The organism is Mycolicibacterium chengduense, assembly GCF_033741155.1.
Taxonomy (GTDB): domain Bacteria; phylum Actinomycetota; class Actinomycetes; order Mycobacteriales; family Mycobacteriaceae; genus Mycobacterium.
Window position 1 is genome coordinate 19,901 of the sequence record NZ_JAWQNH010000012.1, and the last position, 18,105, is coordinate 38,005.

15 protein-coding genes are annotated in these 18,105 nt (G+C 68.3%); 5 read left to right on the top strand and 10 right to left on the bottom strand.

Annotated elements, in window-relative coordinates; all coding sequences use genetic code 11:
- Positions 1–13 precede the first annotated feature (13 nt).
- The 8 genes from SBI67_RS28595 to clpS all read right to left on the bottom strand — a co-directional run bounded on the left by SBI67_RS28595 (position 14) and on the right by clpS (position 5,196).
- Positions 14–781, bottom strand: a complete 768-nt coding sequence (locus SBI67_RS28595; protein ID WP_318983815.1) for a cyclic nucleotide-degrading phosphodiesterase — start codon at positions 779–781, stop codon at positions 14–16.
- 121 nt (positions 782–902) lie between these two features.
- Positions 903–1,622: a rhomboid family intramembrane serine protease gene (locus SBI67_RS28600; protein ID WP_413232589.1), complete on the bottom strand. Its 720-nt coding sequence runs from the start codon at positions 1,620–1,622 to the stop codon at positions 903–905.
- Positions 1,582–2,550 (bottom strand): cysteine synthase, encoded by a 969-nt coding sequence (locus tag SBI67_RS28605; protein WP_318983817.1) that lies wholly within the window; start codon positions 2,548–2,550, stop codon positions 1,582–1,584. Before SBI67_RS28605 ends, SBI67_RS28600 begins: the two co-directional genes overlap by 41 nt.
- Before the next feature lie 3 nt (positions 2,551–2,553).
- Positions 2,554–2,826, bottom strand: a complete 273-nt coding sequence (locus SBI67_RS28610) for a MoaD/ThiS family protein (protein ID WP_266048706.1) — start codon at positions 2,824–2,826, stop codon at positions 2,554–2,556.
- 9 nt (positions 2,827–2,835) lie between these two features.
- A complete protein-coding gene (locus SBI67_RS28615; RefSeq protein ID WP_318983818.1) occupies positions 2,836–3,252 on the bottom strand; it encodes a M67 family metallopeptidase in 417 nt (138 codons plus the stop codon).
- A 1-nt stretch (position 3,253) separates the two neighbouring features.
- On the bottom strand, positions 3,254–4,294 hold the full coding sequence (locus SBI67_RS28620; protein ID WP_318983819.1) for a P1 family peptidase: 1,041 nt from the start codon (positions 4,292–4,294) through the stop codon (positions 3,254–3,256).
- Positions 4,295–4,298: 4 nt separating this feature from the next.
- Positions 4,299–4,877 (bottom strand): oxidative stress transcriptional regulator AosR, encoded by a 579-nt coding sequence (aosR, locus tag SBI67_RS28625; protein ID WP_318983820.1) that lies wholly within the window; start codon positions 4,875–4,877, stop codon positions 4,299–4,301.
- Positions 4,878–4,881: 4 nt separating this feature from the next.
- Entirely contained in the window at positions 4,882–5,196 is a 315-nt protein-coding gene (clpS, locus tag SBI67_RS28630; protein ID WP_266048710.1) for an ATP-dependent Clp protease adapter ClpS, read from the bottom strand.
- A gap of 137 nt (positions 5,197–5,333) precedes the next feature.
- Between clpS and SBI67_RS28635 the strand changes: the two genes are divergently transcribed.
- The 3 genes from SBI67_RS28635 to SBI67_RS28645 are packed head-to-tail and all read left to right on the top strand — an operon-like array spanning position 5,334 to position 10,127.
- Complete coding sequence (locus SBI67_RS28635; protein WP_318983821.1) at positions 5,334–6,662, top strand: nicotinate phosphoribosyltransferase; 1,329 nt, start codon at positions 5,334–5,336, stop codon at positions 6,660–6,662.
- Complete coding sequence (locus SBI67_RS28640) at positions 6,659–8,641, top strand: ATP-dependent DNA helicase (protein ID WP_318983822.1); 1,983 nt, start codon at positions 6,659–6,661, stop codon at positions 8,639–8,641. Before SBI67_RS28635 ends, SBI67_RS28640 begins: the two co-directional genes overlap by 4 nt.
- Positions 8,642–8,684: 43 nt before the next feature.
- Positions 8,685–10,127 (top strand): neutral zinc metallopeptidase, encoded by a 1,443-nt coding sequence (locus SBI67_RS28645; protein WP_318983823.1) that lies wholly within the window; start codon positions 8,685–8,687, stop codon positions 10,125–10,127.
- 10 nt (positions 10,128–10,137) lie between these two features.
- On the opposite strand, the gene SBI67_RS28650 is transcribed toward SBI67_RS28645, so the two are convergent.
- Together SBI67_RS28650 and glgP are read right to left on the bottom strand one after the other, a co-directional pair.
- Positions 10,138–10,989 (bottom strand): Vgb family protein, encoded by an 852-nt coding sequence (locus tag SBI67_RS28650; protein ID WP_318983824.1) that lies wholly within the window; start codon positions 10,987–10,989, stop codon positions 10,138–10,140.
- On the bottom strand, positions 10,986–13,604 hold the full coding sequence (glgP, locus tag SBI67_RS28655; protein WP_318983825.1) for an alpha-glucan family phosphorylase: 2,619 nt from the start codon (positions 13,602–13,604) through the stop codon (positions 10,986–10,988). Before glgP ends, SBI67_RS28650 begins: the two co-directional genes overlap by 4 nt.
- A 166-nt stretch (positions 13,605–13,770) precedes the next feature.
- On the opposite strand from glgP, the gene SBI67_RS28660 reads away from it, so the two are divergent.
- Complete coding sequence (locus SBI67_RS28660; protein WP_318983826.1) at positions 13,771–15,840, top strand: maltotransferase domain-containing protein; 2,070 nt, start codon at positions 13,771–13,773, stop codon at positions 15,838–15,840.
- Positions 15,841–15,844: 4 nt separating this feature from the next.
- Positions 15,845–18,040 carry a 1,4-alpha-glucan branching protein GlgB gene (gene glgB, locus SBI67_RS28665; protein ID WP_318983827.1) on the top strand — a complete coding sequence of 732 codons (2,196 nt, stop codon included), beginning with the start codon at positions 15,845–15,847 and terminating at the stop codon, positions 18,038–18,040.
- Positions 18,041–18,105 lie beyond the last annotated feature (65 nt).

Consider the following 18,105-nt stretch of genomic DNA (forward strand, 5'->3'; position numbering starts at 1 on the left):
CTATCGCCTGCGTTCAGCGGCGGGTGATGTCGATCGTCTCGTTGCAGACCACGGCATGCACCGGACCGTCGAACTCGGCCTTGGCCTCGCTGATCACGTCCTCGCGGGAAGTCCACGGCGGGATGTGGGTGAGCAGCAGTTCGCCGACGCCGGCCCGCGCGGCGATCTGCCCGGCCTCGGTACCGGACAGATGCAGTTTCGGTGGCCGGTCCGGCGAGTGGGTCCAGGACGCTTCGCACAAGAAGACATCGACGCCACGCGCCAACTCGACGACGGCGTCGCAGATGCCGGTATCCCCGCTGTAGGCGAACGTGACACCGTCACGGTCGGTGAAGCGCATCCCGTAGGACTCGGTCGGATGGCACACCAGCCGCGGTTGCACGGTCAGCGCGCCCAACTGGACGGTCTGCCCGTCCACCCACTGCCGGACGTCGAAGATGTCGGAGATGTCGTCGATCTCCCCGCCCTCGGGCGAGGAGGCGGCCCCCATCCGCTCGGCGGTGTCGGTCGGCCCGTACAGCAGGGCGCGTCCCACCGGCGGGCTGGGGTGATAGCGGCGCCACACGAACAGCCCGGGAAGGTCGAGGCAGTGGTCGGCGTGCAGATGGGAAAGCAGCACATTCACCGCGCCGGGGTCGGCGTGCCGCTGTAAGGCACCCAGCACACCGCCGCCGAAGTCGATGACGATCGGCGTGGTGTCGGGCTCGGTCAGCAGATAACCGGACGCCGGCGAATCGGGCCCGACCACACTGCCGGAACAACCCAGTACGGTGATTCGCACAGGGTCTAGCTTGCCACGTTTGCCATCCGCGGGACGAAAGCATCACCGCTTTGCGCGACAAGATTCATTTTCGCCCCACACAGTGACCGAGACCGCACCGCGGGATCTCAGCAAATGCGCGTCAACCGGGCAGTGCCGTGGCGCCGGCGCGGCGCTGCCTGGCCTTGCGCTCGCGCCCGGACAGCACGTACGCGGCGAAGACACCGGCCAGCGCGCCGCACAGGTGCGCCTGCCACGACACGCCAGGCGTCCCGGGCAGCACACCGAGCAGCACACCGCCGTAGATGAATGCCACCACCACGCCGACCACGATCTGCCATACGGTGCGGGTGAAGAAACCGAGCACGATGACGAAGGTCAGCCAGCCCATGATCAGCCCGGAGGCGCCGACATGGATGGTGGTGCACTGGATCCCGACGTACGGGCAGTGCGCGCCGATATTGCCGATGAGCCAGGTGCCGAACCCGCCCAGGATCCAGATGATCGCCGTCGCGGCCAGGAATCGTCCGTACCCCGACAGGCTGGCCAGAAAGCCGAAGATCAACGCAGGCACCGTGTTGGCAACCAGGTGTGGCCATCCGCTGTGCAGCAGCGGGGCCCACAGGATGCCCCAGAGCCCATCGGTGTGCAGCGGCTGAATGCCGTCCTGGTCGAGCCGACCGCGGAACACCGTGGCATCGACGGCTTCGATGACATACAGCGCGGCGACGAACAGCACCACCGTCGCCCCGCCGAGTTTCCAGGCGGCCGGCTTCTTCTCGGCGGGCGTGACCGGAACGGTCACGGATGCCGCCGTTCGACTACGCCCATAGCTGCCCTTCCAACGCGTCCTCGGCGTCATCCAGGCTACCGGCGTAGGCACCGGTGGACAGATACTTCCATCCGGCGTCGCAGACGGTGAACGCGATGTCGGCGCGTTCACCGGACTTGATCGCCTTGGCCGCCATGCCCAGCGCGGCATGCAGGATCGCACCGGTGGAGATACCGGCGAAGATGCCCTCCACCTCGACGAGTTCGCGGGTCCGCTTGACCGCGTCGAAGGCGCCCACCGAGTACCGGGTGGTCAGGATGTCCGGGTCGTACAGTTCAGGCACGAAACCTTCGTCGATGTTGCGCAGCGCGTACACGCCCTCGCCGTAACGCGGTTCGGCGGCCACGATCTGGACGCCGGGGACATGCTCGCGCAGGAACCGGCCGGTCCCCATCAGCGTTCCGGTGGTGCCGAGCCCGCCGACGAAATGGGTGATCTCGGGTAGGTCGGCCAGCAGTTCGGGCCCGGTGCCCTCATAGTGCGCGGCGGCATTGGCCGGGTTGCCGTATTGGTACAGCATCACCCAGGAGGGGTTCTGGGCGGCAAGTTCTTTCGCATAGGCGACGGCGGTGTTCGACCCGCCCTCGGCCGCGCTGAAGATGATCTTGGCGCCGTAGAGCTCGAGCAGCTGGCGCCGCTCGATCGAGGTGTTCTCCGGCATCACGCAGATCATCCGGTAGCCCTTGAGCAAAGCGGCCATGGCCAGTGAGATTCCGGTGTTGCCACTGGTGGGCTCGAGCAGTGTGTCACCGGGCTTGATCAGCCCGTCGCGCTCGGCCTGCTCGATCATCCGCAACGCCGGCCGGTCCTTGATGGACCCGGTCGGGTTGCGGTCCTCCAGCTTGGCCCACAACCGCACGTGCGGTCCGTTCTCGTCATCTTCCCAGCGCGGCGAGAGCCGCTGCAGCCCGACGAGCGGTGTGTTCCCGAGCGCCTCCAGCAGCGAGTCGTACCGCACGACTCAGCCGCCTGCGACGGCAGGCAGGATGGTGACCGAGTCGCCGTCACTGATGGCGGTGTCCAGACCGCCGGAGAAGCGGACGTCCTCGTCGTTGACGTAGATGTTGACGAAGCGGTGCAATTTGCCGTTGTCCACCAGTCGCGCGGAGATGCCGGAGTAATTGGCCTCCAGGTCGGTGATGACGGCGGCCAGGGTGTCGCCGGTGGCGCTCACCCGCTTCTCGCCGCCGGTGTGCGGACGAAGGATCGTCGGGATCGAGACGGTTACTGCCACGGTCGTTCCTTACTGATAGTTCTCAACGATGGACACGGGTTCTTCGGTAACGGCCCCGTCCACGATGCGATAGCTGCGCAGCTCGTGCTGCTCGGGGTCGCGGGTCGAGACCAGAACGTAGTGCGCCTCGGGCTCGGACGCGAACGAGACGTCGGTGCGGCTGGGGTAGGCCGCGGTGGCGGTGTGGGAGTGGTAGATGACGACGGGGACCTCGTCGTTGGTGTCCATCTCACGCCAGACCGTGAGTTGCTCGGCCGAGTCGAAGCGGTAGAACGTCGGCGACCGCTCGGCGTTGATCATCGGGATGAAACGCTCGGCGCGATCCGAACCCTCGGGTCCGGCGATCACGCCGCAGGCCTCGTCCGGGTGGTCGGCGCGCGCGTGGGCGACCATGGCGTCCACCAGGTCGGCGCGGATCACCAGCACGTCAGGTCTCCGTTCGTCGGGGGAATGCTCCGGGCAACATGTCGCGGTAGGTGGGTATTCCTGCCAACGACTCGGCTGCCAGCACTCCTACCAGGACGGCGCGGGCCAAGCAATCCGCGGCGGCGGCCCCCACCGCGGTGAGCACCCCGGTCTCCGGTGACATGGCCGCCGGCGTCTTCGGGTTCGGCGGGACCTGCACCGCGCCCGTCGCCAGCGCGAAGACCGTGTCCCCGTCCAACGGAGTGTGCGCCGGCCGGATGGCATGAGCGAGCCCGTCCTGGGCGGCGACGGCGACCCGCCGACAGCCGGCCGGGGTGAGCGCGGCGTCGGTGGCCACCACCGCGATGGTGGTGTTCAGCGGTCCGCTCTTCTTGTCCAGGGCGGCATACGCGGCGATCTGGTCGGCGGGCGGCGGGGTGAGGCCGAACTCCGCGGTCAGCGAAGCCATCCAGGGCAGCCCGGTCGCCGGGTCGACGACATTGCCGCCGGGGTTGACGGCCACCACCGCTCCGACGGTGACACCGATGTCGGGCAGCCTGACCGACGCGGTGCCCAGCCCACCTTTGAGGACGCCGGCGCGGGCGCCGGCCCCCGCTCCGACATTGCCGGTCGGCACGTGGGTGGTCGCAGCCTGCGCGGCGGCGTAGCCGAACTCCGCCGTCGGCCGGCATCCCCAGCCGCCGACGGGCAGGTCGAAGATCACCGCGGCGGGCACGATCGGCACGACGCCGCCGTCCATCGCCACGCCGCGGCCATGCTCCTCCAGCCAGGTCATCACGCCGTCGGCGGCGGCCAAACCGTAGGCACTGCCGCCCGTCAGCACCACGGCATCCACGTGGCGGACGCTGTTGGCGGGATCGAGCAGGTCGGTTTCCCGGCTGCCGGGTGCGCCGCCGCGGCAGTCCACTGCGGCGGTGGTGCCCGGTGGCGCCACCACGACGGTGGTGCCGCAGGCCCAGCCGCTGCCGAGCGTCGCGTCGGCGTCGATGCGATGGTGGTGGCCGACGAGGATGCCCGCCACATCGGTGATGGAACCAGTCACCGGATCATCTGCCCATCATTCCGAGCACCAGGTACTCCTGCAGCACGGTCAGCCATTGGTAGACATCCAGATGCCCGGCCATCGGATGCTCGGGGGGTAGCCGATCCAGCCCGTCGGGCCCGATGTCGAGCATGGCACCCAGCGCCAGCCGCACGTCGTTGACCGCCGCTGCCCACGCCTGCGCATCGTCTTCGCTCAATTCGAACTTGCCGCCACCGTCCGGGAGCGTCTGCAGAAGGCGTTGCGCCGCTTCCCGTTTCGCATCGATGATGGTGGGTTCGTGTAGGCTGCGCAGCGCTCGGTTGAGGCTTTCGGCGGCCGTCGCACCCGCTGGGTGCTCATTGCGGGCCCGGAAGAAGTCCGGCAGCAGTCGCCGCATCGTGTCGTCCTCGGGCGGCTGCGAATGGCCGGTGCGGATGCCGGTGAGATCGGCGAGCTCGTCGGAGGGCGCCGACGACTCGCGGTCGTCGAGCATCTCCACCATCGACGTCACCAGGTTGCGCAGCAGGGCGGCCTCGTGTCCGGCCAGGGCCGACCGGAAGCGCGGGCCGGCGGGGCCGTCCACCCGTTTCCACTTACGCACGCGCTCAGCGGTCCTGCTGCATCGTCGCCCACAGGCCGGCCGCATGAAGTTTCGTCACGTCGACCTCCATGGATTCGCGGCTGCCTGCGGACACCACGGCCTTGCCGTCGTTGTGCACCTGCAGCATCAGCTTGGTCGCGTGCGGTTCGCTGTACCCGAACAGCTTCTGGAAGACGTACGTCACGTAGGACATCAGGTTGACCGGGTCGTCCCAGACGATCGTCACCCAGGGACTGTCGGCCGCGGCGTCTTCGTCGCGACCGATGTCGGACTTGTGCTCCTCACGGGTACCCGGACGAGTCCGCGCTGGGGTAACCATGCGGCTCACGATACCGGGACGGGTTCACGCACCGAGAATCGGAACGGTGCAGATACGGTTACCCACGTGAGCGTTCAGCGAGGAGCCGAAGGCGGATCGCGCATGAGGTTCAGCGAGGAGCCGAAGGCGGATCGCGCATGAGCTTCAGCGTGGAGCCGAGTACCGCCACGAGTACCGCACTGTTGACGGACAAGTACGAGCTGACCATGCTGGCGGCCGCCCTGCGCGACGGCTCCGCGCACCGTCGTTGCACCTTCGAGGTGTTCGCCCGCCGGCTACCCGAGGGCCGGCGCTACGGTGTGGTCGCCGGCACCGGTCGATTCCTGGACGCGCTGGCGAACTTCAGGTTCGACGACGCCGAGTTGGCATCGGTAGCCGGATTCCTGGACCAGGCCACGCTGGATTATCTGGCCGGCTACCGATTCTCCGGAGACGTCGACGGCTACTCCGAGGGTGAGCTGTACTTCCCCGGCTCCCCCGTGTTGTCCGTGCACGGCACGTTCGCCGAATGCGTCGTGCTGGAAACCCTTGCGCTGTCGATCTTCAACCACGACAGTGCCATCGCGGCGGCCGCAGCCCGGATGGTCACCGCCGCCGAGGGCAGGCAACTGATCGAGATGGGATCGCGGCGCACCCACGAGCGGGCCGCCACCGCCGCCGCCCGAGCCGCCTGGATCGCCGGTTTCACCGGCACCTCGAATCTGGCCGCTCAACACGAGTACGGCGTTCCCGCACTGGGCACCAGCGCCCACGCCTTCACCCTGTTGCACACCACCGACGCCGGCCCCGACGAGCGCGCGGCGTTCCAGGCACAGGTCGATGCTCTCGGCGTCGGCACCACCCTGCTGGTGGACACCTACGACATCACCGTCGGCGTGGCGAACGCCATCGCCGTGGCAGGCCCGGGGCTGGGCGCGGTGCGCATCGACTCCGGCGACCTCGGTGTGCTGGTCCGCCAGGTCCGTGAACAACTCGACGAACTCGGCGCCACCGGCACCAAGATCGTGGTCTCCAGCGATCTCGACGAGTTCGCCATCGCTGCGCTGCGCGCCGAGCCCGTCGACAGCTACGGCGTGGGCACCTCGCTGGTCACCGGGTCCGGTGCACCGACCGCGGGCATGGTCTACAAGCTGGTCGAGGTCGACGGCCTGCCCGTCCAGAAACGCAGTGCGCACAAGGAATCTCACGGCGGCCGCAAGGCGGCGCTGCGGCTGGCCAAACCGTCGGGCACGGTGGTCGAAGAGGTCGTCCACCTCGCCGGGCGCCCGCCGCAGACCGACCCGAACCTGACGGCACGGCCGCTGACCGTCGACCTGGTGCGCGGTGGCGTGCGGGTCGGTGACGACGGCGACCTGGCGGCCGCCCGGGAGCGGGTCGCGGCCGGGCTGCACAGCCTGCCGTGGGACGGCCTGGGACTGTCCCGAGGTGAGCCGGCCATTCCGACCCGGCTCGTCACCTCCACGTGACCGGGACACCGGTCAGCGACCTGCTCGCCACTGCCGTCACCGCGCTGGGCGGCAGCCAGCGCGACGGCCAGATCCAGATGGCCGAGGCGGTGGCCCGGTCCTTCGACACCGGCGAACACCTCGCGGTGCAGGCCGGCACCGGCACCGGAAAGTCGCTGGCCTACCTGGTGCCGGCCATGGCACGGGCGGCGTCCGGGCATGCCCCCGTCGTCGTCTCCACCGCCACCATCGCGTTGCAACGCCAGCTGGTCGACCGCGATCTGCCCCGGCTGGCCGATGCGCTGGCCACCGCCCTGCCGAGCAAACCCACCTTCGCGCTGCTCAAAGGTCGCGGAAACTATCTGTGCCTGAACAAGATCCACAACGGCGCCAATTCCGACCCGGCCGACGACCGGCCGCAGGAAGAGCTGTTCGACCCGGTTGCCGCGACGGCGCTGGGCCGGGACGTGCAGCGGCTGACGAAGTGGTCGTCAGACACCGAGACCGGGGACCGCGACGAACTGGTGCCCGGCGTGCCGGACCGGTCCTGGAGTCAGGTCAGCGTGTCGGCGCGCGAATGCATCGGCGTGGCCCGCTGCCCGTTCGGCACCGACTGCTTCTCCGAACGCGCCAGGGCCAAGGCGGGCACTGCCGACATCGTCGTCACCAACCATGCACTCCTGGCCATCGACGCCATCGCCGACGCCTCGGTGCTACCCGAGCACGACCTGCTGGTGGTCGACGAGGCACACGAGCTCGTCGACCGGGTCACCGCGGTGGCCACCGGCGAGTTGTCGGCCGCGGCGCTCGGGGCGGCGCAGCGCCGGGTCGGTCGTCTGGTCGCCCCCGAACTCGTCGACCGGTTGGACGCCGCGGGCGCCACCCTGGCCGCGGCGATCCACGACGGCGAACCGGGCCGCATCGATTATCTCGACGACGAGTTGGCGACCTATCTGACCGCGCTGCGCGATGCCGCGCACACCGTGCGTTCGGCCATCGACACAGCACCCACCGATCCGCAGGCCGCCGCGGCACGGACCGAGGCGATGACGGCGGTGACCGAGATCGGTGATATCGCCGCCCGCATGCTGGATTCCTTCGTGCCGGCCATCCCCGATCGGCTCGACGTGGTGTGGCTGGACCACGAGGAGACAAAGAGTTCCGGCAAGCGCGCGACCCTGCGCGTGGCCCCGCTGACGGTGTCAGGTCTGTTGCGCACCAGAATCTTTGCCCGTTCCACCGTGGTGCTGACATCGGCCACCCTGACCCTGGGTGGCAACTTCGACGCCATGGCCGCCGGCTGGGGACTCGGCGGCGAGGGCACCGGGACCGCTTGGCGCGGAATCGATGTCGGGTCACCGTTCGAACATGCCAAGTCCGGGATCCTGTACGTCGCCAAACACCTGCCCGCGCCGGGCCGGGACGGGGTCGGCTCCGAGCAGCAACTCGACGAGATCGCCGAACTGATCACCGCGGCGGGCGGGCGGACCCTCGGATTGTTCTCCTCGATGCGCGCGGCCAGGGCCACCGCCGAGGTGATGTCGACCCGGCTGGACACCCCGGTGCTGTGCCAGGGCGAGGATTCCACGGCCACCCTGGTGCAGCGATTCGCCGACGATGCCGAAACCTCGCTGTTCGGCACGCTGTCGCTGTGGCAGGGCGTCGACGTGCCCGGTCCGTCGCTGTCGCTGGTGATCATCGACCGGATTCCGTTCCCACGGCCGGACGACCCGCTGCTCACCGCGCGGCAACGGGCCATTGCCGCGCGCGGCGGCAACGGGTTCATGGCGGTCGCCGCCAGCCATGCCGCCCTGCTGTTGGCCCAGGGCGCCGGCAGGCTGTTACGCCGGGTGGACGACCGCGGCGTGGTCGCCATCCTGGATTCGCGGATGGCGACAGCCCGCTACGGCGGATACCTGCGCTCCTCGCTGCCGCCGTTCTGGGCGACCACCGACACCGAACGCGTCCTCGCCGCGCTGCGGCGGTTACGCGGCGATTGATCAACCCGCCCCGCGCAGCGCCAGGTCACTTATCCTTTCGGTCATGAATCGGCGGAGGCCCGCAGGCGCCCGGATGCGCACGGTGCTCGCCGCGTGCGCACTGCTGCTGCTGACGTCCTGCGCGAACACCCTGCAAGGCCACGCGGTATCGGTGTTCGCCGACCCGTTCCGGGTGGCCGGGATGCCTGCCACCGACGGCCCGACCGGGCTGCGCGACGACGCCGCCGACCCGACCCGCGAGGTGCGCGATACCGACGGAGGCCGAATCGACCACCTGGCCGCGAGCTCGGTCAGCGATATCGAGGAGTTCTGGCACCAGGCGTATCCCGAGGCGTTCGACGGTGACTTCGTTCCGGTCGACGAGTTGATCTCGTGGGACGCGGACGGATTCGACGGCGAGTTCTGCGGCTCGGACACCTACAACCTGGTCAACGCCGCCTACTGCTACGGCGACAACACCATCGGCTGGGACCGCGGAGTGCTGCTGCCCTCGCTGCGCAAGGCCAACGGTGACATGGCCGTCACCATGGTGCTGGCGCATGAGTACGGACACGCGGTGCAGAAGCAGGCCGGCCTGGCCGGCCGGTCCACCCCCACCCTGGTGTCCGAGCAACAGGCCGACTGCCTGGCCGGGGTGTACCTGCGCTGGGTCGCCGAGGGGCACTCCAAGCGCTTCACCCTGTCGACCGGCGACGGCCTGAACAACCTTCTGGCGGCGATGATCTCGTTCCGGGACCCACTGCTGAACGCGGGCGATGCGTCGGCCGGTGAGGACGAACACGGCTCGGCGTTCGAGCGGGTGTCGGCGTTCCAGTTCGGTTTCACCGACGGTGCGGCGTCGTGTGCGTCGATCGATCCGGCCGAGATCAAGCAGCGCCGCGGCGACCTACCGGTCTTGCTGCCGGAGGATCAGTCCGGCGAGCTGCAGATCACCGAATCGTCGGTGCGCTCGATCGTCGATGCCATGGGCATCCTGTTCGCCCCGCAGAACCCGCCGCAGCTGCGCTTCGACCGCCCGAACTGCCCCGACGCGCACTCCGACGCCGCGGTGACCTTCTGCCCCGCCGACAACACCATCGCGGTGGACCTGCCTGCGTTGGAGGCGATGGGTGCGCAGTCCGACGACGGCACCGGCCTGACGACCGGGGACAACACCGCGTACTCGGTGCTGGTATCCCGCTACATGCAATCGATCCAGCACGAGCGCGGCGGCGTGGCGCTCGACAGCGCCGCGGCGGCGCTGCGCACCGCCTGCCTCACCGGCGTCGCGACGGTGAAGATGACCCGCGAGGTGAACACACCGGACGGCAACACGATTCAGCTCACCGCCGGTGATGTCGACGAAGCCGTCTCCGGCATTCTCATCAACGGACTGGCCGCCAGCGACGTCAACGGCGAATCGGTGCCCTCGGGTTTCTCGCGGATCGACGCGTTCCGCGTCGGCGTACTCGGCGACGCGGACCGTTGCTTCAAACGGTTCCCCTGAGCCGCCCGGCTCAGCCGACCGGAAGCCGCAGCACGTAGCCGGCCTCCAGGGCGACCCACAGCGCACCGTCGGGCGCCACCGCGAGCCCATGCGGTTCGCTTCCCGCAGGCAAGTCGATGGTGGCCACCTCGCCGTCGGCTCCGACGCGCGCCAGCTGGTCGGCGCCCCACAGGCTGACCCAGACGCCGTCGGCCGCGTCGGCCACCACCGCGTGCGGCTTGCCGGGCAGGTCGAGTTCCTGGATGGCCTCGTTCATCGGGATGCGGCCGAGCTTGTCGACACCGATGGCCGTGAACCACACCGCGTCGTCATGGGTCGCGGTGATGCCCACCGGGCCGGCCGACGGGGTCGGCGTCTGCCGGATGCTGACCGTGCCCGCCATGTCCACCCGGCCGATCGCGCTGGCGGCGTTGAGCGTGAACCACACCGCGCCGTCGGGTCCGGCGGTGATCATCGACGGGGTGCCACCGGGTACCGCCACCACGTCGACGGCACCGCCGGTATCGACCCGCCCCACCGCACCCGAGCCCATCGCGGTGAACCACAGCGCATCATCCGGGCCCACACAGAGCCCGAAAGGCGCACTGCCATGCGGTAATTCGATACTGGTGTGAGTGCCGTCGCGCTCGATGCGACCGATCCGGTCATCCCCACTACGGGTGAACCACAGCGCCCCGTCGGAGCCGACGGTGATGATGGACGGCTTGCTCTGCGGATGCACCGGATAGACGTCGAGCCGGCCGTCGGCGGTGATACGCGCGATCTCGCCGCTGTGCACGAGCGTCACCCACACGGCTCCGTCGGGTCCGGCGGCCAGGGCATACGGCCCGCCGGGCACGGCGACGTCGAGGGCCCGGCTCACGACGCGAGCGTGACGAGCCCGAGCTCGTTGGCGCCGGCCAGCAACCGGTGCTGCGGTAGCACCCGCACCGTGTAGCCGACCGAGCCGGCAACGGGCAGCGGCGTGCTGGTGGAGAAGACGTGCTTGCCACCGTCGGCGGTGCTGATGTGCGCCATCGGCACGGTGACCGGGTTCTGCAGCACGTCGGCCGCGTCGACACCGCCGACCACGGCCTGCACCACCACCTCGTCGGGCGCCAACCCGGCCAGGTCCACCGTGGCGGTCAGGGTCAGCTCGCTGCCCAGCAGTGGGGTATCGGGCAACCCGTAGCTGTCCACGTCGGTGATCTGGATCTTCGGCCAGGCCGCGGTGATGCGGCGGCGGTATTCGGCCAGTTGCCGGGCGGCGCCGAAGGGATCACTGGACGAATCGCCGTCGGGTCCTTCACCGGATTCCAGGGTGGCCCGTAACGACTGCGCCGCCGGCGCGTAGTACTTCTCGGTGTAGTCCCGCACCATCCGGGAGGCCAGCACCTTGGGGCCGAGCACCTGCAGCGTGTGACGCACCATCTCGACCCACCGGGTCGGCACGCCGTGTTCGTTGCGTTCGTAGAACTTGGGCGTGACCGAGGCTTCCAGGAGGTCGTACAGCGCACCGGCCTCGATATCGTCGCGGCGGCCCTCGTCGGCCAGTCCGTCGGCCGTCGGTATCTCCCACCCGTTCTCGCCGTCGTACCACTCGTCCCACCAGCCGTCGCGGATCGACAGGTTCAGGCCGCCGTTGAGCGCGCTCTTCATGCCCGATGTTCCGCAGGCCTCCAGCGGGCGCAGCGGATTGTTCAACCAGACATCGCAACCCCAGTACAGCAACCGGGCCATCGACATGTCGTAGTCGGGCAGGAAGGCGATGCGGTGCCGCACCTCGGGACGGTCGGCGAAGCGCACGATCTGTTGGATCAACGCCTTGCCCCCGTCGTCGGCCGGGTGCGATTTACCGGCCACGATCAGCTGCACCGGCCTTTTCTCGTCGAGCAGCAGCTTCTCCAGCCGGTCGGGATCGCGCAGCATGAGGGTCAGCCGCTTGTAGGTCGGTACCCGCCGGGCGAATCCGACCGTCAACACCTCCGGGTCGAACGCGGTGGCGATCCAGCCCAGCTCCGCCTCCGACGCGCCGCGCTCCAGCCAGGACCGGCGTAGCCGGGCGCGCACATCGTCGACAAGCAGAGCCCGCAGCTGAGAGCGGATCCACCACAGGTGACCAGGGTCGACCTGCTGCAGTCGCTGCCAGGTTTCGGCCTCGTTGAGCGAGCCAAGGTCGTCCCCGACCAGTTCACGCGCGAGTTCGACCCACTGCGGGGCGGCCCAGGTCGGCGCGTGCACCCCGTTGGTGATCGAACCGATGGGCACCTCGGTGGCGTCGAACCCCGGCCACAGCTCGCTGAACATCTCCCGGCTGACCCGCCCGTGCAGCAGCGACACTCCGTTGGCACGTTGGGCCAGCCGCAGCCCCATGTGCGCCATATTGAATTTCGTGGGGTCGTCCTCGGCGCCGAAGGAGATGATCCGGTCCAACGGAACACCCGGCAGCAGAGCCGGATTCGCGTCGGCCCCGGCACCGAAGTAACGCTTGACCAACTCCACCGGGAACCGGTCGATACCAGCGGGCACCGGGGTATGCGTGGTGAACACCGTCGACGACCGCACCACCGTGAGCGCGGTGTCGAAATCCAGTCCGGCATCGATGAGCTCACGGATGCGCTCGGCACCGAGGAAGCCGGCATGCCCCTCGTTCATGTGAAACACCTCGGGCGCGGGACGGCCCTCGATCTCGGTATACGCGCGGATGGCGCGCACCCCGCCGACACCGGCCAGGATCTCCTGCTTGATGCGGTGCTCCTGATCCCCGCCGTAAAGCCGGTCGGTGACGGCGCGCAGGTCGTGCTCGTTCTCGCCGATATCGGAATCGAGCAGCAGCAACGGAATTCGCCCCACCTGGGCCACCCAGACATGGGCCGACAGTGTCGCCCCGTCGGGCAGCGCGAGCTCGATGAGCACCGGCTCTCCGTCGGCCCTGGTGAGCAGGCGCAGCGGCAGGCCCTGCGGATCGAGTGAGGGGTAGTTCTCGTGCTGCCAACCGTCGGCGGTCAGCGATTGGCGAAAGTAACCGGATCGGTAGTACAGGCCGACGCCGATCAGCGGCAGACCGAGATCAGACGCCGATTTCAGGTGATCACCGGCGAGGATGCCCAAACCGCCCGAGTAGTTCGGCAACACCTCGGCGACACCGAACTCCATGGAGAAATAAGCGATCCCGCTGGGCAACGCGTCCCCGGCGGCCTGCTTCTCCTGGTACCAGAGCGGACGGGTCAGGTAGTCGTCGAGGTCCGCGGCCAACCGGTCGACCCGGTCCAGGAAACCGCCGTCGACCGCGAGCTCGTCCAACCGCTGCGGACTGACACCGCCCAGCAATGCGACGGGATCCTGCCCGACCTGCTGCCACAGGTCGGCGTCGATGGCGGCGAACAAGTCCTGGGTCGGTTTGTGCCAGGACCACCGCAGATTGATGGACAGGCGTTCCAGCGCGCCCAGGCGATCGGGAAGGTGTGCTCGGACAGTGAACCGACGAAGAGCTTTCACGTGGCTCCACCTTACTGACTTGCCCTCGGCGCAGCAGGGCGTCTCCGAACGTGAGCCAACGGGTGGATTACAGAGTGACCTCATCGGGCACTCTGGGGCCGAGGGGCCACTACGGTGGTTGGCAACGCGCGGTGAAAGAGCCGCGCCCGCACAAGGGAGTTTATGGGTGCCCGGTCGTATCGAGATCGATGACGTCGCGCCCGTACTGTCCGGTGGCCGTTTCCCCGCCAAGGCCGTGGTCGGCGAAGTGGTGCCCGTGAGCGCGGCGGTGTGGAGGGAAGGCCACGACGCGGTGGCCGCGACGCTGGTGGTGCGCTATCACGGCTCGGCATATCCGCAGTTGGTCGAGGATCCGCCGGGCCTGTCGTCCGCCCCGCGGCCCCCCGTGGCTCCGCCGCGGATCAAACCGCAGGCGCTGCCGATGGCGCTGGGACGCACCCCCGACGTGTTCCACGGCCAGTTCATCCCGGACAGGGTTGGATTGTGGACGTACCGGGTAGATGGGTGGGGTGACCCGATCAGCACCTGGCGTAAGGCGGTCACGGCCAAACTCGACGCCGGCCAGGGCGAGAGCGAGTTGTCCAACGATCTGCTGGTCGGTGCGCAGCTGCTCGAGCGCGCCTCGACGGGGGTTCCCCGCGAACACCGAGAGCCGTTGTTGGCGGCGGCAGCAGCCCTGCGTACCCCGGGGGATCCACTGACCCGCGCCGCGGCCGCGCTGTCCCCCGCGGTCGGCGAGCTGCTGCGCAAGTATCCGCTGCGCGAATTACTCACCCGCGGTGACCAATACGGCGTCTGGGTGGATCGCCCACTGGCCAGGTTCTCGGCGTGGTACGAGCTCTTCCCGCGGTCGACGGGAGGCTGGGATGCCGACGGCAACCCGGTGCACGGCACGTTCGCCACCGCAGCCAAGGACCTGCCGCGTATCGCCCGGATGGGTTTCGACGTCGTCTATCTGCCGCCGATCCACCCGATCGGCAAGGTGCACCGCAAAGGACGGAACAATGCGGTGACCGCCGAGGCCGGCGATGTCGGTTCGCCGTGGGCAATAGGCAGCGACGAGGGCGGCCATGATGCCGTGCATCCCGATCTGGGTGGGATCGAAGCCTTCGATGATTTCGTCGCTGCCGCGGCCGATCAGGGACTGGAGGTGGCCCTGGATCTCGCGCTGCAGTGCGCCCCCGACCATCCATGGGCCAAGGCTCACCCGGAATGGTTCACCGTACTGCCCGACGGGACCATCGCCTATGCGGAGAATCCGCCGAAGAAGTACCAGGACATCTATCCGCTGAACTTCGACAACGACCCGGCCGGCCTCTATGCGGAGGTGCTGCGGGTGGTGCAGCACTGGATCGCGCACGGCGTCAAGATCTTCCGGGTTGACAACCCGCACACCAAGCCACCGAACTTCTGGGCCTGGTTGATCGGCAAGGTCAAGGACGAGAACCCTGACGTACTGTTCCTGTCCGAGGCGTTCACCCGCCCGGCTCGGCTGTACGGTTTGGCCAAACTCGGCTTCACCCAGTCGTATTCGTACTTCACCTGGCGGACCGCCAAATGGGAGATCACCGAATTCGGCCAGGAGATCGCCAAGTACGCCGACTGCGCCCGCCCCAACCTGTTCGTCAACACGCCCGACATCCTGCACGAATCGCTGCAGCACGGCGGTCCCGGCATGTTCGCCATCAGGGCGGCGCTGGCCGCTACCCTGAGTTCGGCGTGGGGCGTGTACTCCGGCTACGAACTCTTCGAACACGAAGCGGTGAAGCCAGGCAGCGAGGAGTACCTCAACTCCGAGAAGTACGAGCTGCGACCCCGAGATTTTGAGGCGGCCGTGGCCGCCGGCCGGTCTCTCGAACCGTTCCTAGCCAAGCTCAACGAGATTCGGCGACTGCACCCGGCGCTGGCACAACTGCGCACCATCACCTTCCACCACATCGACAACGATGCGCTGCTGGCGTACAGCAAGTTCGATCCGGTCAGCGGCGATTGCGTCCTGGTGGTGGTGACGCTCAACGCGTTCGGCCCCGAGGAGGGCACGCTCTGGCTGGACATGGGAGCGCTCGGGATGGAGCCCTACGAGCGATTCTGGGTGCGCGACGAGATCACTGGTGAGGAATACCAGTGGGGCCAGTCCAATTACGTGCGCCTGGATCCCGTCAAGACAATCGCCCATGTGATCAATATGCCGTTGATCCCGCACGACGTCCGACTGAACCTTCTTCGAAGGGAGTGAACCGATGACCCGGATCAACCCCATCACCAGCACCCACCTGCGTCCTCCCGACGCGGAGCTGCACCGGCTGCTGTCCGGGGAGCACCACGACCCGCATTCGGTGCTGGGTGCCCACGAATACGGTGACCACACCGTCATCCGTACGTTGCGCCCACACGCGGAGACGGTGGCCGCGGTGATCGGCGGCGTGCGCTACGAGGCCAGTCATGTCGACGGTGGCCTGTTCGCGGTGGCGGTCCCGATCACCGGGTTGATCGACTATCGCCTTGAGATCGGCTACCCGGGCGCTCCGATGCTCACCGTCGCCGACCCATATCGCTTCCTGCCCACCCTCGGTGAGATGGATCTGCACCTGTTCGCCGAAGGCCGCCATGAGCGGCTGTGGGAAGCGCTCGGCGCCCATCCGCGCACCTTCACCACCCCCGACGGCCAGGTGGATGGCGTGTCGTTTGCGGTATGGGCGCCGAATGCCAAGGGCGTCAGCCTGATCGGCGAGTTCAACCATTGGGTCGGTAACGAGGCGCCGATGCGCAGCCTCGGTTCCTCCGGCGTGTGGGAAGTGTTCTGGCCCGACTTCCCCGTCGGCGGCCTGTACAAATTCCGCGTGCACGGCGCCGACGGTGTGGTCACCGAGCGGGCCGACCCGATGGCGTTCGCGACCGAGGTGCCGCCGCACACCGCCTCCCGGGTCACCCTCAGCGACTACACGTGGAACGACGACGACTGGATGGCCGGACGGGTGCTGCGCAACCCGGTATTCGAGCCGATGAGCACCTACGAGGTGCACCTGATGTCCTGGCGCCCCGGACTGAGTTACCGCCAGTTGGCCGACGAGCTCACCGAATATGTTGTGGCCCAAGGTTTCACGCATGTCGAGTTGCTCCCGGTCGCCGAGCACCCCTTCGGCGGGTCGTGGGGTTACCAGGTGACGTCCTACTACGCCCCCACCTCGCGGTTGGGCACTCCCGACGAGTTCCGCCACCTGGTCGACACGCTGCACCAAGCCGGTATCGGCGTCATCGTGGACTGGGTGCCCGCCCACTTCCCCAAGGACGCGTGGGCGCTGGGCCGGTTCGACGGGACCGCGCTCTACGAACACGCCGACCCCCGCCGCGGTGAGCAACTCGACTGGGGCACCTACGTTTTCGACTTCGGCCGTGCGGAGGTGCGCAACTTCCTGGTCGCCAACGCGCTGTACTGGCTGCAGGAGTTCCACATCGACGGGCTGCGCGTGGATGCGGTGGCATCGATGTTGTACCTGGACTACTCACGGCCCGAAGGCGGTTGGACACCCAACAAGTACGGCGGCCGGGAGAATCTGGAGGCCGTGCAGTTCCTCCAGGAGATGAACGCCACGGTGCACAAGGTGCACCCCGGCATCGTCACCATCGCCGAGGAGTCCACCTCGTGGCCGGGTGTCACCCGCCCGACCAACCTTGGCGGCCTTGGCTTCTCGATGAAGTGGAACATGGGTTGGATGAATGACACCTTGGCCTACATCGCCAGGGACCCGATCCACCGCAGCTATCACCACCATGAGATGACCTTCTCGATGCTGTACGCGTTCAGCGAGAATTACGTGCTGCCGATCAGCCATGACGAGGTGGTGCACGGCAAGGGCACGTTGTGGGGCCGAATGCCGGGCAACGACCACACCAAGGCCGCGGGCGTGCGGGGACTGCTGGCCTACCAGTGGGCCCATCCGGGTAAGCAGCTGCTGTTCATGGGCCAGGAGTTCGGCCAGCGCGCCGAGTGGTCCGAGGAACGCGGACTGGACTGGTACCAGCTCGGCGAGCAGAGCTTCTCCACCGGAATCCAGCGCCTGGTCGCCGATATCAACGAGCTGTACCGGACCCGTCGCGCGCTGTGGTCGCGCGACACCGTGCCCGACGGTTACTCCTGGATCGACGCGAACGACTCGGCCAACAACGTGCTCAGCTTCCTGCGGTTCGGGGACGACGGGTCCGTGCTGGCCTGCGTGTTCAACTTCTCCGGAGCCGAGCATGCCCAATACCGGTTGGGCCTGCCCCACGCCGGTCGCTGGCGCGAGGTGCTCAACACCGATGCCACCATCTACAACGGTGCCGGCCTCGGCAATTTCGGCGCGGTCGAGGCCACCGCCGAGCCATGGCACGGTCGGCCCGCCTCTGCGGTCATGTCGCTGCCGCCGCTGGGTGCGCTCTGGTTCGAACCCGCCTGACCCCCTCCCGCCCAATTGATCTAAACGGGCGCAAAAGTGCCAGGCGGAGTGCGCCGAAACGTCGA